This is a genomic window from Paraclostridium dentum, assembly GCF_048568265.1.
Lineage (GTDB): Bacteria > Bacillota > Clostridia > Peptostreptococcales > Peptostreptococcaceae > Paraclostridium > Paraclostridium dentum.
In genome coordinates this window covers 2827598-2842925 of sequence record NZ_CP183813.1, presented here as the reverse complement: position 1 = coordinate 2842925, position 15328 = coordinate 2827598, and the positions used below count along the sequence as shown (strand labels likewise).

At 27.5% G+C, this 15328-nt stretch carries 18 protein-coding genes; 15 read left to right on the top strand and 3 right to left on the bottom strand.

Translation table 11 applies throughout. The annotated features are described in order from the left end of the window. Positions 1 to 26 precede the first annotated feature (26 nt). The 9 genes from msrB (at position 27) to ACN6I1_RS13210 (ending at position 6914) form a co-directional block, all read left to right on the top strand. Positions 27 to 980, top strand: a complete 954-nt coding sequence (gene msrB / locus ACN6I1_RS13250; RefSeq protein ID WP_419742183.1) for a peptide-methionine (R)-S-oxide reductase MsrB — start codon at positions 27 to 29, stop codon at positions 978 to 980. A gap of 85 nt (positions 981 to 1065) precedes the next feature. Then, on the top strand, positions 1066 to 1731 hold the full coding sequence (locus tag ACN6I1_RS13245; RefSeq protein WP_021428253.1) for a Bax inhibitor-1 family protein: 666 nt from the start codon (positions 1066 to 1068) through the stop codon (positions 1729 to 1731). Between the two features lie 33 nt (positions 1732 to 1764). Further along, the gene (locus ACN6I1_RS13240) at positions 1765 to 2241 is read left to right on the top strand and encodes a metallophosphoesterase family protein (RefSeq protein ID WP_419742182.1); all 477 of its coding nucleotides are present in this window, start codon (positions 1765 to 1767) and stop codon (positions 2239 to 2241) included. Between the two features lie 15 nt (positions 2242 to 2256). After that, a complete protein-coding gene (locus tag ACN6I1_RS13235; protein ID WP_419742181.1) occupies positions 2257 to 2610 on the top strand; it encodes a hypothetical protein in 354 nt (117 codons plus the stop codon). Between the two features lie 91 nt (positions 2611 to 2701). Further along, complete coding sequence (locus ACN6I1_RS13230; protein ID WP_021428242.1) at positions 2702 to 3793, top strand: amidinotransferase; 1092 nt, start codon at positions 2702 to 2704, stop codon at positions 3791 to 3793. Between the two features lie 263 nt (positions 3794 to 4056). Beyond that, a complete protein-coding gene (locus tag ACN6I1_RS13225) occupies positions 4057 to 4935 on the top strand; it encodes a cation diffusion facilitator family transporter (protein ID WP_419742180.1) in 879 nt (292 codons plus the stop codon). A gap of 202 nt (positions 4936 to 5137) precedes the next feature. Continuing rightward, complete coding sequence (locus ACN6I1_RS13220; protein WP_283595184.1) at positions 5138 to 5989, top strand: DUF5685 family protein; 852 nt, start codon at positions 5138 to 5140, stop codon at positions 5987 to 5989. Then, complete coding sequence (locus ACN6I1_RS13215; RefSeq protein ID WP_035117608.1) at positions 5967 to 6413, top strand: 'four-disulfide core' protein; 447 nt, start codon at positions 5967 to 5969, stop codon at positions 6411 to 6413. The genes ACN6I1_RS13220 and ACN6I1_RS13215 overlap by 23 nt, the downstream gene beginning before the upstream one ends. A gap of 9 nt (positions 6414 to 6422) precedes the next feature. Continuing rightward, positions 6423 to 6914 (top strand): hypothetical protein, encoded by a 492-nt coding sequence (locus ACN6I1_RS13210; RefSeq protein ID WP_419742179.1) that lies wholly within the window; start codon positions 6423 to 6425, stop codon positions 6912 to 6914. 60 nt (positions 6915 to 6974) lie between these two features. Here ACN6I1_RS13210 and ACN6I1_RS13205 read toward each other — a convergent pair whose 3' ends face one another. Then, positions 6975 to 7739, bottom strand: a complete 765-nt coding sequence (locus ACN6I1_RS13205; RefSeq protein WP_419742178.1) for a hypothetical protein — start codon at positions 7737 to 7739, stop codon at positions 6975 to 6977. A gap of 15 nt (positions 7740 to 7754) precedes the next feature. After that, positions 7755 to 8483, bottom strand: coding sequence for an HAD family hydrolase (locus ACN6I1_RS13200; RefSeq protein ID WP_021428285.1), 729 nt, complete (start codon positions 8481 to 8483; stop codon positions 7755 to 7757). Positions 8484 to 8681: 198 nt separating this feature from the next. Between ACN6I1_RS13200 and ACN6I1_RS13195 the strand changes: the two genes are divergently transcribed. The 3 genes from ACN6I1_RS13195 (at position 8682) to ACN6I1_RS13185 (ending at position 10567) form a co-directional block, all read left to right on the top strand. Then, positions 8682 to 9764: a hypothetical protein gene (locus ACN6I1_RS13195; RefSeq protein WP_053833248.1), complete on the top strand. Its 1083-nt coding sequence runs from the start codon at positions 8682 to 8684 to the stop codon at positions 9762 to 9764. Between the two features lie 82 nt (positions 9765 to 9846). Further along, positions 9847 to 10233, top strand: coding sequence for a YtxH domain-containing protein (locus ACN6I1_RS13190; protein ID WP_035117604.1), 387 nt, complete (start codon positions 9847 to 9849; stop codon positions 10231 to 10233). A gap of 1 nt (position 10234) precedes the next feature. Next, positions 10235 to 10567: a hypothetical protein gene (locus tag ACN6I1_RS13185; RefSeq protein WP_195947131.1), complete on the top strand. Its 333-nt coding sequence runs from the start codon at positions 10235 to 10237 to the stop codon at positions 10565 to 10567. Between the two features lie 149 nt (positions 10568 to 10716). Here ACN6I1_RS13185 and ACN6I1_RS13180 read toward each other — a convergent pair whose 3' ends face one another. Further along, positions 10717 to 11220 carry a hypothetical protein gene (locus ACN6I1_RS13180; protein ID WP_035117603.1) on the bottom strand — a complete coding sequence of 168 codons (504 nt, stop codon included), beginning with the start codon at positions 11218 to 11220 and terminating at the stop codon, positions 10717 to 10719. A gap of 204 nt (positions 11221 to 11424) precedes the next feature. On the opposite strand from ACN6I1_RS13180, the gene ACN6I1_RS13175 reads away from it, so the two are divergent. From ACN6I1_RS13175 to ACN6I1_RS13165, 3 genes are all read left to right on the top strand, one after another. After that, complete coding sequence (locus tag ACN6I1_RS13175; RefSeq protein ID WP_021428286.1) at positions 11425 to 11802, top strand: ArsR/SmtB family transcription factor; 378 nt, start codon at positions 11425 to 11427, stop codon at positions 11800 to 11802. 25 nt (positions 11803 to 11827) lie between these two features. Beyond that, complete coding sequence (locus ACN6I1_RS13170; protein WP_419742177.1) at positions 11828 to 14194, top strand: heavy metal translocating P-type ATPase; 2367 nt, start codon at positions 11828 to 11830, stop codon at positions 14192 to 14194. Positions 14195 to 14305: 111 nt separating this feature from the next. Continuing rightward, positions 14306 to 15307: a catalase gene (locus ACN6I1_RS13165; protein ID WP_419742176.1), complete on the top strand. Its 1002-nt coding sequence runs from the start codon at positions 14306 to 14308 to the stop codon at positions 15305 to 15307. Positions 15308 to 15328: the final 21 nt, after the last annotated feature.

The window sequence follows — 15328 nt, the reverse complement described above, 5'->3', positions numbered from 1 at the left end:
TAAATAAATAAGTTGGAGGTAGTAACATGAAAAAATTAGCGACTTTTGCAGGTGGATGTTTTTGGTGTATGTTTAAACCTTTTAGTAAGTATGAAGGAATTGAAAAAATTGTAGCTGGTTATACAGGAGGATATGCAAAAAATCCTACATATGAAGAAGTATGTTCAGAAAATACAGGACATTTAGAAGCAATACAGTTAACATATGATGATGAATTAGTTAAATATGATGAATTATTAAAAATATATTGGAGACAAATAGATCCAACTGATGGTGGAGGACAATTTAATGATAGAGGAAATAGATATAAAACTGCAATTTTTTATCACGATGATAAACAAAAAGAAGAAGCTATAAAATCAAAACAAGAATTACAAGAAAGTGGGATTTTTAAAGAAGAAATAGCAACTAAGATACTTCCTGCAGAAACTTTTTATACAGCAGAAGAATATCACCAGGATTATTATAAAAAAAATCCAATACATTATGAAATGTATTTTAAGGTATCAGGAAGATATGATTTTATAAAAAATTTCTGGGATAAAAATAATAAAAAAAGAGAAGAACTAAAAAATAAATTAACGCCTATTCAGTTTGAGGTAACTCAAAATGATCAGACAGAACCTCCATTTGATAATGAATATTGGGACAACAAAGAAGAAGGTATATATGTAGATGTTGTCAGTGGAGAAGTATTATTTACATCAAAAGAAAAGTTTGACTCAGGTTGTGGTTGGCCAAGTTTTACAAAGCCAGTAAAAGAGGACGTTATAATTGAAAAAAGGGATTTTTCTCATGGAATGTTTAGGACAGAAGTAAGAAGTGACAAAGCAAACTCTCATTTAGGGCATGTTTTTGATGATGGACCAAAAGAACATGGGGGACTTAGATATTGTATAAACTCAGCATCTCTTAAATTTATACCTAAAAGTAAAATGAAAGAAATGGGATATGATGATTATATAAAGCTTATTGAGTAAACTATTTTGTAACTATAATTTAACCAAATAATGGATAACATGAGGTTATAATTATATTATAATTTTAAAATAGGAAGTGAAAAAAATGAATAAAGTAATTCAAAATCCGATAGCGGATGTGTTTAAATATTTAGCTATATCAATACTATTTTGTTTTTTAGGATATGGATTTGGAGTAGCATTTGTACCTGAAAGTGTAGCTATGATTGCGAATATTATTGTTGTAGTGATGGTAGTAGCACTTTTAATACTATGTTTAGTTTCTAGAAAAGGAATTATACCGGATAGATTTAGCATGAACTGGGTATATTTATTTACCTTTATAGATGGAATAATCTTATACCCTATAATTCAGATGTATGTAGGTAGCTTAGGCAAAGAAATTGTAATAAGTGTTTTATTTATTACAGCTTTAATATTTCTTGTATTATCAACAATAGCAAGAAGAGAAAAAAGTGATAAGTATCTAAAATTAGGAAATACATTATTTGTAGGATTAATAATTTTAATTCCATTTACAATAATAGCTTCATTTATAGGATTTGGAGCATTTAATATAACTGTTACTGTATTTAGTATAATTATATTTAGTGGATACATACTATATGATGTAAGTTTAGTGAAATATGCAATAGAAAGTGGAAATATTAATGATAGCAAAGACTTATCTATACATGTTTTAAACTTATACTTAGACTTTATAAATATATTTTTAGATATATTAAATTTATTTTATGATTTTAAAGAATAATAAATACCCCCTAATTTTTTAGGGGGTATAGTTTTGCAGAAAGAAGGTGTTAATGTGAAGATAGGATTAATATCTGATACGCATAGTATGATAAGAAAAGAAGTTTTAAATCACTTTGAAGGGTGTGATTTAATTATACATGCAGGGGATATTGGGAGTATGGAAGTTATAGAGGAACTAAGAAAAATTTCTGATGTTAAATTTATAAAAGGGAATTGTGATAAAAAAGCTGAATTTGAAAGTATTAGAGAAGATATTTTGATACAATTTGGTAGTATCAAAATATATGTAGTACATGATATAAAGACTATTGAGAAGGATTTAAATAAAATTGGAGTAGATATAGTTATATATGGACATTCTCACAAAAGTGAAAATTATATAAAAGATAAAATATTATATATAAATCCAGGATCAGCGGGACCTAAGAGATTTAAATTACCTACTACAATTGCAATACTTAACCTAATAAAAGATAAAGATGCTGAAATAAATTTAATAGAATTATAAAGGAGTATGTTAAAGATGAAAAGATATAATGTATTTATAGATAAAATTATAGAGAATTCGCCAGATTTTTTAACTATTGAGGAAGACAATGAAGTTTATTTATCACTTGATTACTTTGTAAATAATTTAAGTGACAAAGCCATGCCATGGTTATTTAAGGTTTATTTAGATAAAAATTTTAATATAATAGTTGAAGACAAAATAAGCAAATATGCAGAAGACAAATATAGCAAATACAATTTGAAAATTAAAGATTTAAATGGGAATATATTTTTAAACTCAGATTTAATGATTATCATTTTAAATGAATTAAATGAAGTAAATCAATTAGAATACAATGACATTGAAATAACGTTTTCATTAAAGTAGGCGTTATTTTACCAAATTATAGGATTTTAGTGTTATAATTATATCAAAGGGAAATTTTTAAGCATAAAAATTTATTATGGAGGGTTTTAAGATGTCTTTTAAATTAAGGGAATATAGAGAACCAGATTTTACACAAGATGTATTTGTCAATGCTCCTGATGCAAGCTATGGAGTTGTAGAAAAAGATGGTGTAGCACCAGAAAACTATCATGCAATGTCGATTTACCCAGAATATTTTAAAGTAAATGGAAAATGGGTGTTAGCTGAAGAAACTAGAATGGACTGCGTACCTATAATAACTAACGATGATAAAATAGATGTAGTAGAGTTTAGAAGACTTAAAGTTGGGGACAAAGTTATAGTAGGAAGAACAGAAAATGCAAAAGATGGAATCTACTTATATCCTAATGGATTCCAAACAGAAGAAGAAGCTCAGGGAGATGTTTTCGCATTTAGATCAGGAAGATCAAGAGAAACTTCTTACACTAAAGATTATGAAAATTTATATGAATTATTAAAATATGAAAAAGAACATGGATACATAGTATGGGTTCTAGGGCCTGCAGCTGTATTTGCTAAAGGAGCTAGAGATTCTATGGCATCATTAATAGATAATGGTTATGTAAATGCATTTTTAGGTGGAAATGCAGTTGCAACTCATGACTTAGAGGCAGGAGTATTTGGAACTGCACTAGGACAACATGTATACACACAAGAATCTATACAAAATGGACACTATCACCATCTAGATTTATTAAATAAAGCTAGAGGAGCAGGATCTATAGAAAAATTAATAGAAAATGAAAATATACAAGATGGAATAATCCATGCTTGTGTTAAAAATAATGTACCTATAGTTCTTGGGGGATCTATAAGAGATGATGGACCATTACCAATAGTTTATGGGGACGTTTATCAAGCACAAGATGCTATGAGAAGTCATGTAAAAAAAGCTACAACAGTAATTTGCTTAGCTACTCAACTTCATACTATAGCTGTAGGAAATATGACTCCTTCTTATAGGGTTGTAGATGGAAAAGTAAGACCTGTTCATTTCTACACTATAGATATATCTGAATTTGCAGTTAATAAGTTAAGAGATAGAGGTAGCTTAGAAGTTATAACTATGGTTACAAATGTACAAGATTTATTAGAAAAATTAGCTAAAAACTTAGTTGATTAGTTATAATAAAATATAGGATTTAAGCAAGGTATATAGAAGCTGTGTAATTAGATGTTGCTTAAAATCTTTCAGATATCTCATAAAGAGAAAATTTTAAATTTCGATTTATGGGATATTTTATTTTAAAATATTCTTGTTATAAATAGAATATCAAAAATTTAGTATCCATGTATATATAAAGCTACAACTGTCAAAAATATCTTAGATTTGAAATCCTAATAATATTTAAGTTGTTTTTGGACTAGTGAAAGGAGAAAAATTTTATGTTTGGAGATGATAGAAGAATTAAAATTGCATTTTTATCAGTTTTATCTAATACAACACTGATATTTTTAAAAATTGTAGCTGGAGTTCTAAGTGGTTCAGTGAGTATTATATCAGAAGCAATCCACTCTGGTATGGATTTAATAGCATCTATAGTAGCACTTTTATCAGTAAAACATTCCGTTAGGCCTGCAGACCGTAACCACCCCTTTGGTCATGGTAAAATAGAAAATATTTCTGGGTTATTTGAAGGTGTATTGATATTTATAGCTGCTGGGCTAATTATTAAAGAAGCAGTAAAAAAAATATTTACTCCAGTTGAGATAGAACAATCATATATCGCGATTGCAGTTATGATTATATCAGCATTAGTTAATTTTTTTGTATCTAAAGAATTGTATAAAGTTGCAAAAGAAGAAGATTCTATGGCACTTGAAGCGGATGCTCTTCATTTAAAAACAGATATATATACATCGCTTGGGGTAGCAATTGGAATTTTACTTATACAAATTACTGGAATTTTAATGCTTGACTCAATTGTTGCCATACTTGTGGCATTGCTTATAATTAAGGAAGCATGGGAACTTTCTAAAAATGCTTTTGAAAATTTAATAGATGTAAGATTATCTGAAGGTGAAGAATTAGAAATAAAAAGTATTATAAAATCACATGATAATGAATTTATAGACTATCATAAACTTAAAACAAGAAAATCAGGTAATATAAAACATATAGATTTTCATATTACAGTCAATCCAAATTGTACAGTAAAAGAAGGACATGATATTATTACAAGATTGAAAAAGGATATGAATGAAAAGCTGAATAACACTAGGGTTACGATACATTTAGATCCTTATAAAGAGAAAGAGAATTAGATTAATGAAAAATATATATAGTTTATATATAAGAAACTATTTTGAATTCTAAAAAATTTTAAATAGTTTCTTATTTTTATTTATGAAATTACCTAATTTAAATCGTTATAGCAATTGATATAATAGTAAAAAATGTATATTATATAAAGAAAAAGATATTATATTAATAGAATTTAAATTCTTAAATATAGAAAGGATAATAATGTTTGGATATGTTAGAATAAATAAGATGGATTTAACATTTAGAGAGTTTGACACATATAAGGGATATTATTGTGGTTTGTGCAAGTATTTAAAGGAAAATCATGGAGAGATATCTAGACTGTCTCTAAATTATGATATAACTTTTTTAATCTTACTTTTAACTTCTGTTTATAGGCCTAAAGCTACCATAACTAAAGAAGTATGTATAGCTAACCCTATAAATAAAAAAATGAGAATAGTTAATGAGATAACAGAATACGCTGCTAGCATGAATGTACTTTTAACTTATTATAAGTTAGAAGATAATTTAAATGATGATAAAGGAATCAAAGATATACTGGCTTATAATATATACAAAGGAAAGCTAAAAAAAGCTTATGATAAATATCCTGAAAAAGCAGATTATATAAAACAACAATTGGAAAATCTAAAAAAGCTAGAAGATGAAAAGAGCACCAACATAGACGCAGTTTCTAATACATTTGGAAACCTTATGGGGGAAATTTTTTCTTACAAGGACGATCAATATAGAGATGATTTAAGAAATATCGGATTTAATATAGGTAAATATATATATACATTAGATGCTTATGAGGATTTAGATAAAGACATAAAAAAAGGAAGATATAATCCTTTTATTGAATACATAGATAAAAAAGAAGAACTAAAACAAAAAGTGGATAGACTTATATCTATAAGCTTAGGATATTTAGCACAGTCTATAGATAATCTACATATAAAAGCTAATATAAACATTATAGAGAATATAGTTTATTCAGGTGTTTATCTTAGATATAAAAATATTTTAAATAAAGGGTGTGAAGTTAATGTACAACAATCCTACTTATAATGAAAAGTTCAACTTGGCAAAAGAATTTATAAGCAATAAAGAATTTCAAAAGGGATATGACATATTAATATCTATAGTTGATAAAAGTAGTGCTAGCTGGAATTATCTTATAGGAATAGCATCTTTAAATTTAGGTTATTACGAGCAAGGAGAATCATACTTAAAAAAAGCTATAAGCATAGAACCTGAAAATAAAGTTTATGAAGATGCAATTACAAGATATAACAATAACTATGACAACTATAATAGGAGAGCTCACAATTACAATAGAAGAAGACATAATGGCTTAGATGGATGCTGTTGTTGTTGCTGTTGTGATGATTGTTGCTGCTGCGGAGACGATTTCTGTGAAGTTTGTACGAAATTATGGTGCCTAGATAGTATATGCGAATGCTTTGGTGGTGACTTTATAGAGTGTTGTTAGGATATGGATATGAGTAAAAAAATAGCATATACTGGAATTTTGCTATCTTTAAACATAATTTTATTAATTTTATCAAACATAATTCCCATTAATACTTTGTTTTTTATGGGGGCAGCTTCTTTTATAGTTTCTATAGTAATAATAGAGTATGGAGGAAAATATGGAGCAATATTCTCTATAGCATCGATTCTATTGAGTTTCTTTATTATACCAAATAAAGCCCAGTGGATTTTTTATGTATTTACATTTGGAATTTATGGATTAGCAAAATATTTGATAGAAAAAAATCAAAGGGTATATATAGCACTAGTTTTAAAAATAGCTTTTGCTAATCTAATTGCAGTGTTGCTGTATATAATTCTCAAAGCGTTTATATTCATACCGATGAACTTATTTACTGTAATTGGATTTGAAATAGGTTTTATTATATATGACTATGTATATACTCTATTTATTGAATACTATGATATTAAGATTAAGAAAATAATTAAGTTTAAATAAAAAATCCCACTCTTTTAAATATAAAGAGTGGGATTTTAAAATTTCCTGGGAAATTTTAAATTAAATTAGATTAAAATGTCTTAACTGGATATCTTCTAAAGGTTTTCTGCAAGATTTGCAACAAAATGTAGAATTTGCATCCTCAAAAACACCAGTTGATTTATTAAAGTTTGAATTTACTTCTTTTAAAATTCCTATTGTAGGTATGTGAGATCCACATGTCCCACAGTTTTCTACTGTTGTTAAAGTTTCTAATTGTTTAGGTGTAATATCATTTATTTTGTTATTACAGTTAATGCAAGTTACGTAATCTAATTCTTCTGGATTTGATCTAATAATTTTTCTATCATATGCTGAATATGTGCAATTAGAAGAAATTAGAACTTTGTATCCTGTCTCATATATATTAGAATTACAATGAGGACAGTTATACGAAATAGTTAATTTTGCATTTTCATGTAAAGTATTAGGCTTATCGACTGAATCTACTATATCAGATACTTCCTCGTCAGACAAATAAGCTAGTACGTCTATTGAATTTTCAGAACGAGCTATATCTATTAAATGGTTTTTAACACAATTAAATGATATGTTTTTAGATTTAGAATTTAAATTAAAATTATTTATCTCCACAGCAAATTTTATAATCGAAACATAATTATATTTAGCTGCGAAAAATAAAGACATTTCATCAAAGTCTTTATCTGTTGATTTTTCTAAAAAATCTAACCATAAATCAGGATTATCTAAGTATAGTGTTTTACTTAAATGTTCTATATCATCTTCTAAACTTTTCATAAAATTTCTATCATTTGTTAAAGTCATTAATACCTCCTAAAATTATATATCTAGAACATCGACAGATGCAGGTAGTTGGTAAACTAAATCTTTTCTCTCTATTATTATTTTAGATATATCCTTTATATTTTCATCATTACTTATTTGGTGAAGAAGTTCTTTAGTAGGATTTATAGCAACAGGATTACCTACTCTTCTAAGCATATTTATATCTCCATTTGTATCTCCATATGCATATGATTTAGATAAATCAATATTATACTTTTCAACAAAGTCATTGATAGCTACATTTTTACTAGCTGAGTCCCACATAGGAATCACTTCTCCATTAAATTTACCGTCTTCAAAGACGTAAGTACTACCTATGAAGTCAGTAGCATTATATTTAGTTGCCATTTTAGAAACTAAGAAATCCGGACTTCCAGAAATGAATATTACAATGTGACCTTGGTCTAAATGCCATTTTATTTGAGAACGAGTATATTTATAAACTCTATCAGATTTTAACTTTATAACTTGATTACTAGTAAAATGTATAGAACATAAGTCTAAACCTTTTAGAGATTCAACATATATATCACAAACCTCAAATAAATAATCATCATAGTTTCCCTGTCTCTTGTCCCAGTTAACAAATGTATCTCTAGCATTAGTTAACCATACCTTTTCATCTACGATTTCATAGCGTATTAGTTTCTTGAAGTGCTCAACCATTAGAGAATCTCTATACAGAGTCCCATCTATATCAAAGAAAGCTGCAGTTTTTTTCATATATATCACCTCAATTAATGCGATTTTTCTTTTATCTATTATATTATAAATTTAGCATATAGTTGTAAAAATATAAGAAATAATTTAAAATTAATTTTTAAATGGGTATATTGTTATTATATAAACTGAATATATCAATAGGGTTTATTATAGATTTGGATTGAAAATAAACAGGTTCAAGGAAGGATGTTTGATAAAATGGATTTCATTTTTGCAAAGGTTACGAATTCAAGACTTATGGGAAGTATGGGACTTATAATTGGATGGGAAGATAATGATGACATTGTGTATCAGTATTTTTTAATAGATGCAGAAGGGTTAGGAATAGCGGACTATGTAAGTTTAAGAAACGCTTCGTATGAAGAATTAAATAGAGAGCAAGAGCGATTAATGGGAGGACTAGGAGCTGATAGAATTCAACTTACAGAAGAAGAAGCTCTTAGCTTAGTCAATTACTATGGTAAAAAAACATATTATTGGGAAAAAGAATTACCTGGTAACATTGAAGAATATATAGACTTCATAGATAAATATGAATCGAAAATTAATATATTTGATTTGTATCCAAAAATATGTAAAAAAGTTGATAATGATATAGAATTTATCAATTACATGACTATGAGATTTATTGCATGGGATAAAGATAGTTTAAAATACTTTTCTAATAATGAAAAAATTTCAGAAATGCATATAACAAATATTAATGGAGCTCTTTTAAAGAATAAAGTTACTAAAAAAGAGGATGGTATGTATTTATGTGATGTTTTATATGAAGATAGTGACGGATATTACACTTGCAAGTTAGCTTTCCATATAACTTACAAAAAAGATGAATATAAAATAGATTCTCTAATGTTTACAGATAAAGCTGATATTTATGACTTTGAAGTATTTGATGAAATATCAAAGCCAGAATATATAGCTATATATGATTTAAAAGATAAAACAGAGTTCTTAGATAAATTTTATAAACTAAATCCATTTGTATTAAAAAGTGAACTTGATTTAGGAATGTTATTTACAAGATTTAATTTTGATAATAATCATGTAAAAAAAGAAATTTATGTAATAAACAATGATTTAAGTGCACTATATTATCAAATGAACGATAAATTTTTTGTTGCGACATACAATGAAAAAGATAGACTGTATATAAATAAATTAATACAATGTAACTTTAAAAATTATGTAACATTAGAAGAAGAAATATTTTTTGAACAAAATGTTCTATATGATTTTGTTGAGTCTGAATCTGAAGATTTTTATGATTTCTTAGATTAATTTAGCAAAAATTGACAACAAAGGTTATAAATCTTATAATTTGGGTATAAAGTGATTATTAAAAATTATAGGAGGGGTTAAGATGAGTTTAGCAAAAAAAATAGAACAAAAAAGAAGAGCAAAAAAAGTAGCAGAAAGAAATAAAAAAATGAAAATAGCTACAGTAGGAGTAGCAGCAGGTGTTACAGCTGGAGCACTAGGTGGAATATTATTAGCACCTAAGTCAGGGAAAGAAACTAGATTAGATTTAAAAGATAAATCTCAAAAAGTTGCAACTACTGTAAATGAAAAGTCTCAACAGGCAAAAGTTAAAGTAAATGAGAAATTAAACAATGGAAAAGCAAATTTCCAAGAATCTAAGAATAAAATAAAAGAGTACTTACAAAGTAAGAAAAATTTAAATGAAAATGAAGAGATAGAAAATGAAGATGTTATTAAGCTAGAACAAAGCGAAACACAAGGAGCTTAATATGTATATAGATATAAATGCAATATATTTTGTATTAGCTGTATTAGGATGTATAGCAATTTTATACCTGATATTTACATTAAAGAATTTAAATGAATTTATAAAAAATATAATGAATTTAATTTCTTCTAATTCTCAAAACATAACTACTACAATCAATAGATTACCGGAAGTAGCAGATAATTTTAGTGAGATAAGTGATAATTTAAAAGATGTTACAGAAGTTATAACAGATACAACTGCAGACTTTATAGTAGCGAAAGAAAGTGTAAAATCTAACGTTGAAATTGCGACAGATATATTAAAGATTGTAAAAGGCGTTGTTAATAAATAGAATAAACATAAAAAAAGCCCTAGTAAACTCTAGGGCTTTTTTCTTGTATTTATAATATTGGGGGAATATTATGAGGAATACATTAATAGTATTAGCTCAATCTTTAAACTTTATACATAAAATTTAAAAAAATTTCCCTTATTATAAATTTACATTTCCTCTTCATCGAATTCTTCTATGTTTATATTAGGCATGCCGGGCATACCAGGCATACAACCCATCATAGGCATCATCATAGGCATACCACCCATTTGTTGTTTTGAAGGATCTGGATAGCCTCCTCCCATAGAATCCTGCATCAAGTTATCCATACCAGGATTTCCCATAGGATTCATATTCGGCATACAACCCATCATTTGCATCATCTGCATCATTTGCATGTACATTTGCATAAGCATATTAGGATCTATACCACCACTCATCATAGGATTCATCATATAAGGGTTCATATACATCATAGGATTATTTTGATAAGGATTTTGTAACTGATCAGCTTGATTATCAGTACTAGGTTGTTTTTTAGTATTTTGACAATTAGGTTGATTCATCATGTAAGGGTTCATATATATCATAGGATTAACATAAGGCATAGGATATATATATTTATTATCCATGTCAGAAAACATAGGGTTCATATAACCATCGAAATTCATAAGTTAATAACCTCCTAAATAAAAGACTTTCGAATCTTACTTCTGAAAACACTTTATTATATATATATAATAAAAAAACTATTATTATGTGCATTAAAAAATAAATTTATATAATTGTTGCAAAAAAATAAGTAGAGTTCTATAATATTATATATGAACAATTATTCATATATTTGTATATATAATATTGAGGAGGAAATATAAATGAAATATGACATAGAAGAAATTAAAGACTGTTCTTGTGAAGAGATACATGAAGAACTAATATGTAAAGCTAAGGATCATATGCCTCAAGAAGAAACTTTATATGATTTAGCAGAGCTTTTTAAAGTATTTGGAGATACAACAAGAATAAAAATTTTATACGCTTTATTTTCAAGTGAAATGTGTGTATGTGATATAGCTGATTTATTAGGAATGACACACTCTGCAATATCACATCAATTAAGAGTTTTAAAACAAGCAAGATTAGTTAAATTTAGAAAAGAAGGTAAGGTAGTTTACTATTCTCTAGATGATAACCATATAAGTCAGATCTTTAACTGCGGATTATCTCATATTCAAGAGACTTACAATAAATAAATCAATTAAAAAGGAAGGGGATATTATGAGTACAAGTGCTATCAAAAAAAGAGAAATAGTACTAGACGGTTTAAATTGTGCACATTGCGCAGAAGTTATAAATGAAAAAGTAAATAAATTACAAGAAGTAGATTCAGCCAATTTAAACTTTATAAACAAAGTACTAACAGTAAATATAGATTCTGAATTTAATCAAGATGAAGCAATAAACAAAATAATAAAAATAATAGATGATACAGAGCCAGGTTTAAATATTAAGGTAAAAGAAGAAAAGACTAAGGGTAAAAAGAAAGAATTAGTTCTAAATGGATTGAATTGTGCACATTGTGCAGAAGTAATCTGTGAAAAAGTGGATAAGTTAACGGAAGTAGAAAGTGCTAATCTTAACTTTATCAACAAGGTTTTAACAGTTAATTTAGTTTCTACATCAAATTCAAAGGAAACTATGGATAAGGTAATAGACATTATAAATTCAACGGAACCAGGACTAGATATACAATACAAAGAGAAGAAAGTTACTGAAAGTAAAAAAGAAGCAGCACCAGTAGAAAATGATAAAAAAGATTTAATTAAACTTGTAATTGGAATTTTAGTTTATATATTTGGAATATACGAAATTGCTACAGGTAAAGAGTCAAGTTTTAGTACTGTAGTTTTCGTAGTTGCATACTTAATAGTTGGTTCAGATGTATTATTAAAAGCTATTAAGAACATAGGAAAAGGACAAATTTTTGATGAAAACTTTTTAATGTCAATAGCTACAGTAGGTGCATTAGCTATAGGAGAGTCAGCAGAAGCTGTAGGAGTTATGGTGTTTTATAAATTAGGAGAATTCTTACAAGCTAAAGCTGTTGGAAAATCTAGAAAGTCTATCGCTTCTCTTATGGAAATTAGACCAGATTATGCTAACCTAAAAATAGGATCTGAAATAAAAGAGGTATCGCCTTACGATGTAGAAGTCGGAGATGTAATAGTAGTTAAACCAGGTGAAAAAATACCTTTAGATGGTGTTATAGTTGACGGATTTAGTATGGTAGACACATCTGCATTAACTGGAGAATCTTTACTTAGAGAGGTTGGTAAGGGAGAAGATGTTTTATCTGGGTTTATAAATAAAAATGCAGTTTTAACTATATCTGTTCAAAAAGAGTTTGAAGAGTCTACGGTTTCTAAAATTTTAGACTTAGTAGAAAATGCAAGTGCTAAAAAATCTAAAACAGAAAACTTTATAACTAGATTTTCTAAATATTATACGCCGATAGTTGTTATATCAGCTCTTTTAATTGCTATAGTTCCACCGGTTATTATACCGGGAGCATCATTTAACGATTGGTTTTATAGAGGGCTTATATTCTTAGTTGTTTCTTGCCCTTGTGCACTTGTTTTATCTATACCATTAAGTTTCTTCAGTGGAATTGGATATGCATCAAAACAAGGAATTCTTATAAAAGGAAGCAGTTATTTAGAAGCTTTAAGAAATGTAGATACAGTTGTGTTTGATAAAACAGGAACTCTTACAAAAGGTGTATTTGATGTAACTTATATAAAACCTGTAGGTATAAGTGAAGATGAATTGCTAAAATATGCAGCTATTGCAGAAGTAAATTCAAATCATCCTATAGCGAAATCTATAGTTAAACATTATAAAGAAAATGTAGATTTAGATAAAATAAATAACTATGAAGAAATAGCAGCACATGGAATTAAAGTGGACTATGAAGGAGAGCATATATTAGCTGGAAATGAAAAATTAATGCTAAGTGAAAATATATTCTTTTCAAAAGCTAATGAAGTAGGTACAGTTGTATATATAGCTGTTAATAAAAGATATAGAGGATATATAGTAATATCTGATACAGTTAAGGATGATTCTAAAGCTTGTATAGAAGGACTTAAAAATATAGGAATTAAAGAAACTGTTATGTTAACAGGGGATAATCAGGCAGTAGCTAATGATATATCTGAAAAATTAGGCTTAGACAAGGTTTATTCGAATTTACTTCCAACAGATAAAGTTGATAAGTTAGAAGCATTATATGATGGAAGACAAGAAAATGAAAAAATTGCATTTGTTGGAGATGGTATAAATGATGCTCCTGTTCTTGCTAGAGCAGATGTAGGTATTGCAATGGGAGGATTAGGATCTGATGCAGCAATTGAAGCTGCAGATGTTGTTCTTATGACAGATGAACCTAGCAATATTGTTAAAGCTATCAAAATTGCTAAGAAGACTAATAAAATAGTATGGCAAAATATTGTATTTGCTTTAGGTGTTAAAGTAATAGTGTTAATATTAGGAGCAGGTGGAGTAGCAACTATGTGGGAAGCTATATTTGCAGATGTAGGTGTTGCTTTAATAGCTGTACTAAATGCAATGAGAGTTATGAAATAAATTTAGATAATAGTGAACAGGCATAAATTTATAAATTTATGCCTGTTGTTTTATTATCCTTAATATTTGGGCAGGATAATAGATAGTTTAAAAGGTCTGGAGGGGTTAGCGATGGGAAGTCGGGATAATAATGAAATGACAAATGAAATTATTGAAATTTTAAAGGCAAAGTTAGTTAAGGATTATGAAAAGGGATTTACAAAAAGAGATGCACATCCAAAAGGGCTAGGGGTATTAAAAGGAACATTTATTGTAGATGATGATTTAAATAAAGATTTAGAAACAGAAGTTTTTCAATCTGGAAAAAAATATAATTGTTTTATAAGATTTTCTAGTGGTGGAAATAAGGTTAAAAGTGATAAGAGTAAAGATATTAGAGGCATGGCTATTAAATTAATTGGAGTAAGTGGTGATAAATTAATAGATGATGAAAAAATGACTCAGGATTTTGTTATGCTTACTATACCAACTATGCCTATAGGAACATTACCTCTATTCAGAGATTCTATATATTATATGGTTAAAAAAAAGAATCCAATTGCTTTGATGTATAGTTTATATAAATCAGATAAATTAAATATAATTAAAGACCTTATAGAAGGAAGATCAAACCAAACAAGTCCGCTAGATGTAAGCTATTTTAGTACGACTCCATATGCTTATAAAAATAAAATAGTTAAGTTTTGTGTGAAACCAAATTCGAAATATAAAAGTGAATTACCTAAAAGACTTACATACAACTATCTTTCAGAAAATATGCAAAAACATTTAATTGATAATGAAGCTAGTTTTGAATTTTATATCCAAATTCAAACGAATTCGAAGTCTATGCCTATAAATGATTCATCTATTGAATGGGATGAAGAAGAGTCACCTCTTATTAAAATTGGTAAAATAATAATTCCAAGACAATGGTTTATAACAGATACTAGAAGTGAACTGGGAGAAAAGTTATCTTTCTCGCCAGGGCATTGCAGTGTGGAACATAGACCATTAGGAGATATAAACTTAGCTCGTGTAAAAATATACAGAGAACTTAGTGAATTTAGACATAAAAGAAATTATAGAGAATGTATAGAGCCGACGGTAGAAGATTTTAAAAACCTTAAATAAAATTAAAAAAGCCCTACTTAC

Coding starts and splice junctions, on each gene's coding strand:
- msrB (WP_419742183.1), top strand. CDS start 27: ATGAAAAAATTAGCGACTTTTGCAGGTGGATGTTTTTGGTGTATGTTT.
- ACN6I1_RS13245 (WP_021428253.1), top strand. CDS start 1,066: ATGAATAAAGTAATTCAAAATCCGATAGCGGATGTGTTTAAATATTTA.
- ACN6I1_RS13235 (WP_419742181.1), top strand. CDS start 2,257: ATGAAAAGATATAATGTATTTATAGATAAAATTATAGAGAATTCGCCA.
- ACN6I1_RS13230 (WP_021428242.1), top strand. CDS start 2,702: ATGTCTTTTAAATTAAGGGAATATAGAGAACCAGATTTTACACAAGAT.
- ACN6I1_RS13225 (WP_419742180.1), top strand. CDS start 4,057: ATGTTTGGAGATGATAGAAGAATTAAAATTGCATTTTTATCAGTTTTA.
- ACN6I1_RS13220 (WP_283595184.1), top strand. CDS start 5,138: ATGTTTGGATATGTTAGAATAAATAAGATGGATTTAACATTTAGAGAG.
- ACN6I1_RS13215 (WP_035117608.1), top strand. CDS start 5,967: ATGTACAACAATCCTACTTATAATGAAAAGTTCAACTTGGCAAAAGAA.
- ACN6I1_RS13210 (WP_419742179.1), top strand. CDS start 6,423: ATGAGTAAAAAAATAGCATATACTGGAATTTTGCTATCTTTAAACATA.
- ACN6I1_RS13205 (WP_419742178.1), bottom strand. CDS start 7,739: ATGACTTTAACAAATGATAGAAATTTTATGAAAAGTTTAGAAGATGAT.
- ACN6I1_RS13200 (WP_021428285.1), bottom strand. CDS start 8,483: ATGAAAAAAACTGCAGCTTTCTTTGATATAGATGGGACTCTGTATAGA.
- ACN6I1_RS13195 (WP_053833248.1), top strand. CDS start 8,682: ATGGATTTCATTTTTGCAAAGGTTACGAATTCAAGACTTATGGGAAGT.
- ACN6I1_RS13190 (WP_035117604.1), top strand. CDS start 9,847: ATGAGTTTAGCAAAAAAAATAGAACAAAAAAGAAGAGCAAAAAAAGTA.
- ACN6I1_RS13185 (WP_195947131.1), top strand. CDS start 10,235: ATGTATATAGATATAAATGCAATATATTTTGTATTAGCTGTATTAGGA.
- ACN6I1_RS13180 (WP_035117603.1), bottom strand. CDS start 11,220: ATGAATTTCGATGGTTATATGAACCCTATGTTTTCTGACATGGATAAT.
- ACN6I1_RS13175 (WP_021428286.1), top strand. CDS start 11,425: ATGAAATATGACATAGAAGAAATTAAAGACTGTTCTTGTGAAGAGATA.
- ACN6I1_RS13170 (WP_419742177.1), top strand. CDS start 11,828: ATGAGTACAAGTGCTATCAAAAAAAGAGAAATAGTACTAGACGGTTTA.
- ACN6I1_RS13165 (WP_419742176.1), top strand. CDS start 14,306: ATGGGAAGTCGGGATAATAATGAAATGACAAATGAAATTATTGAAATT.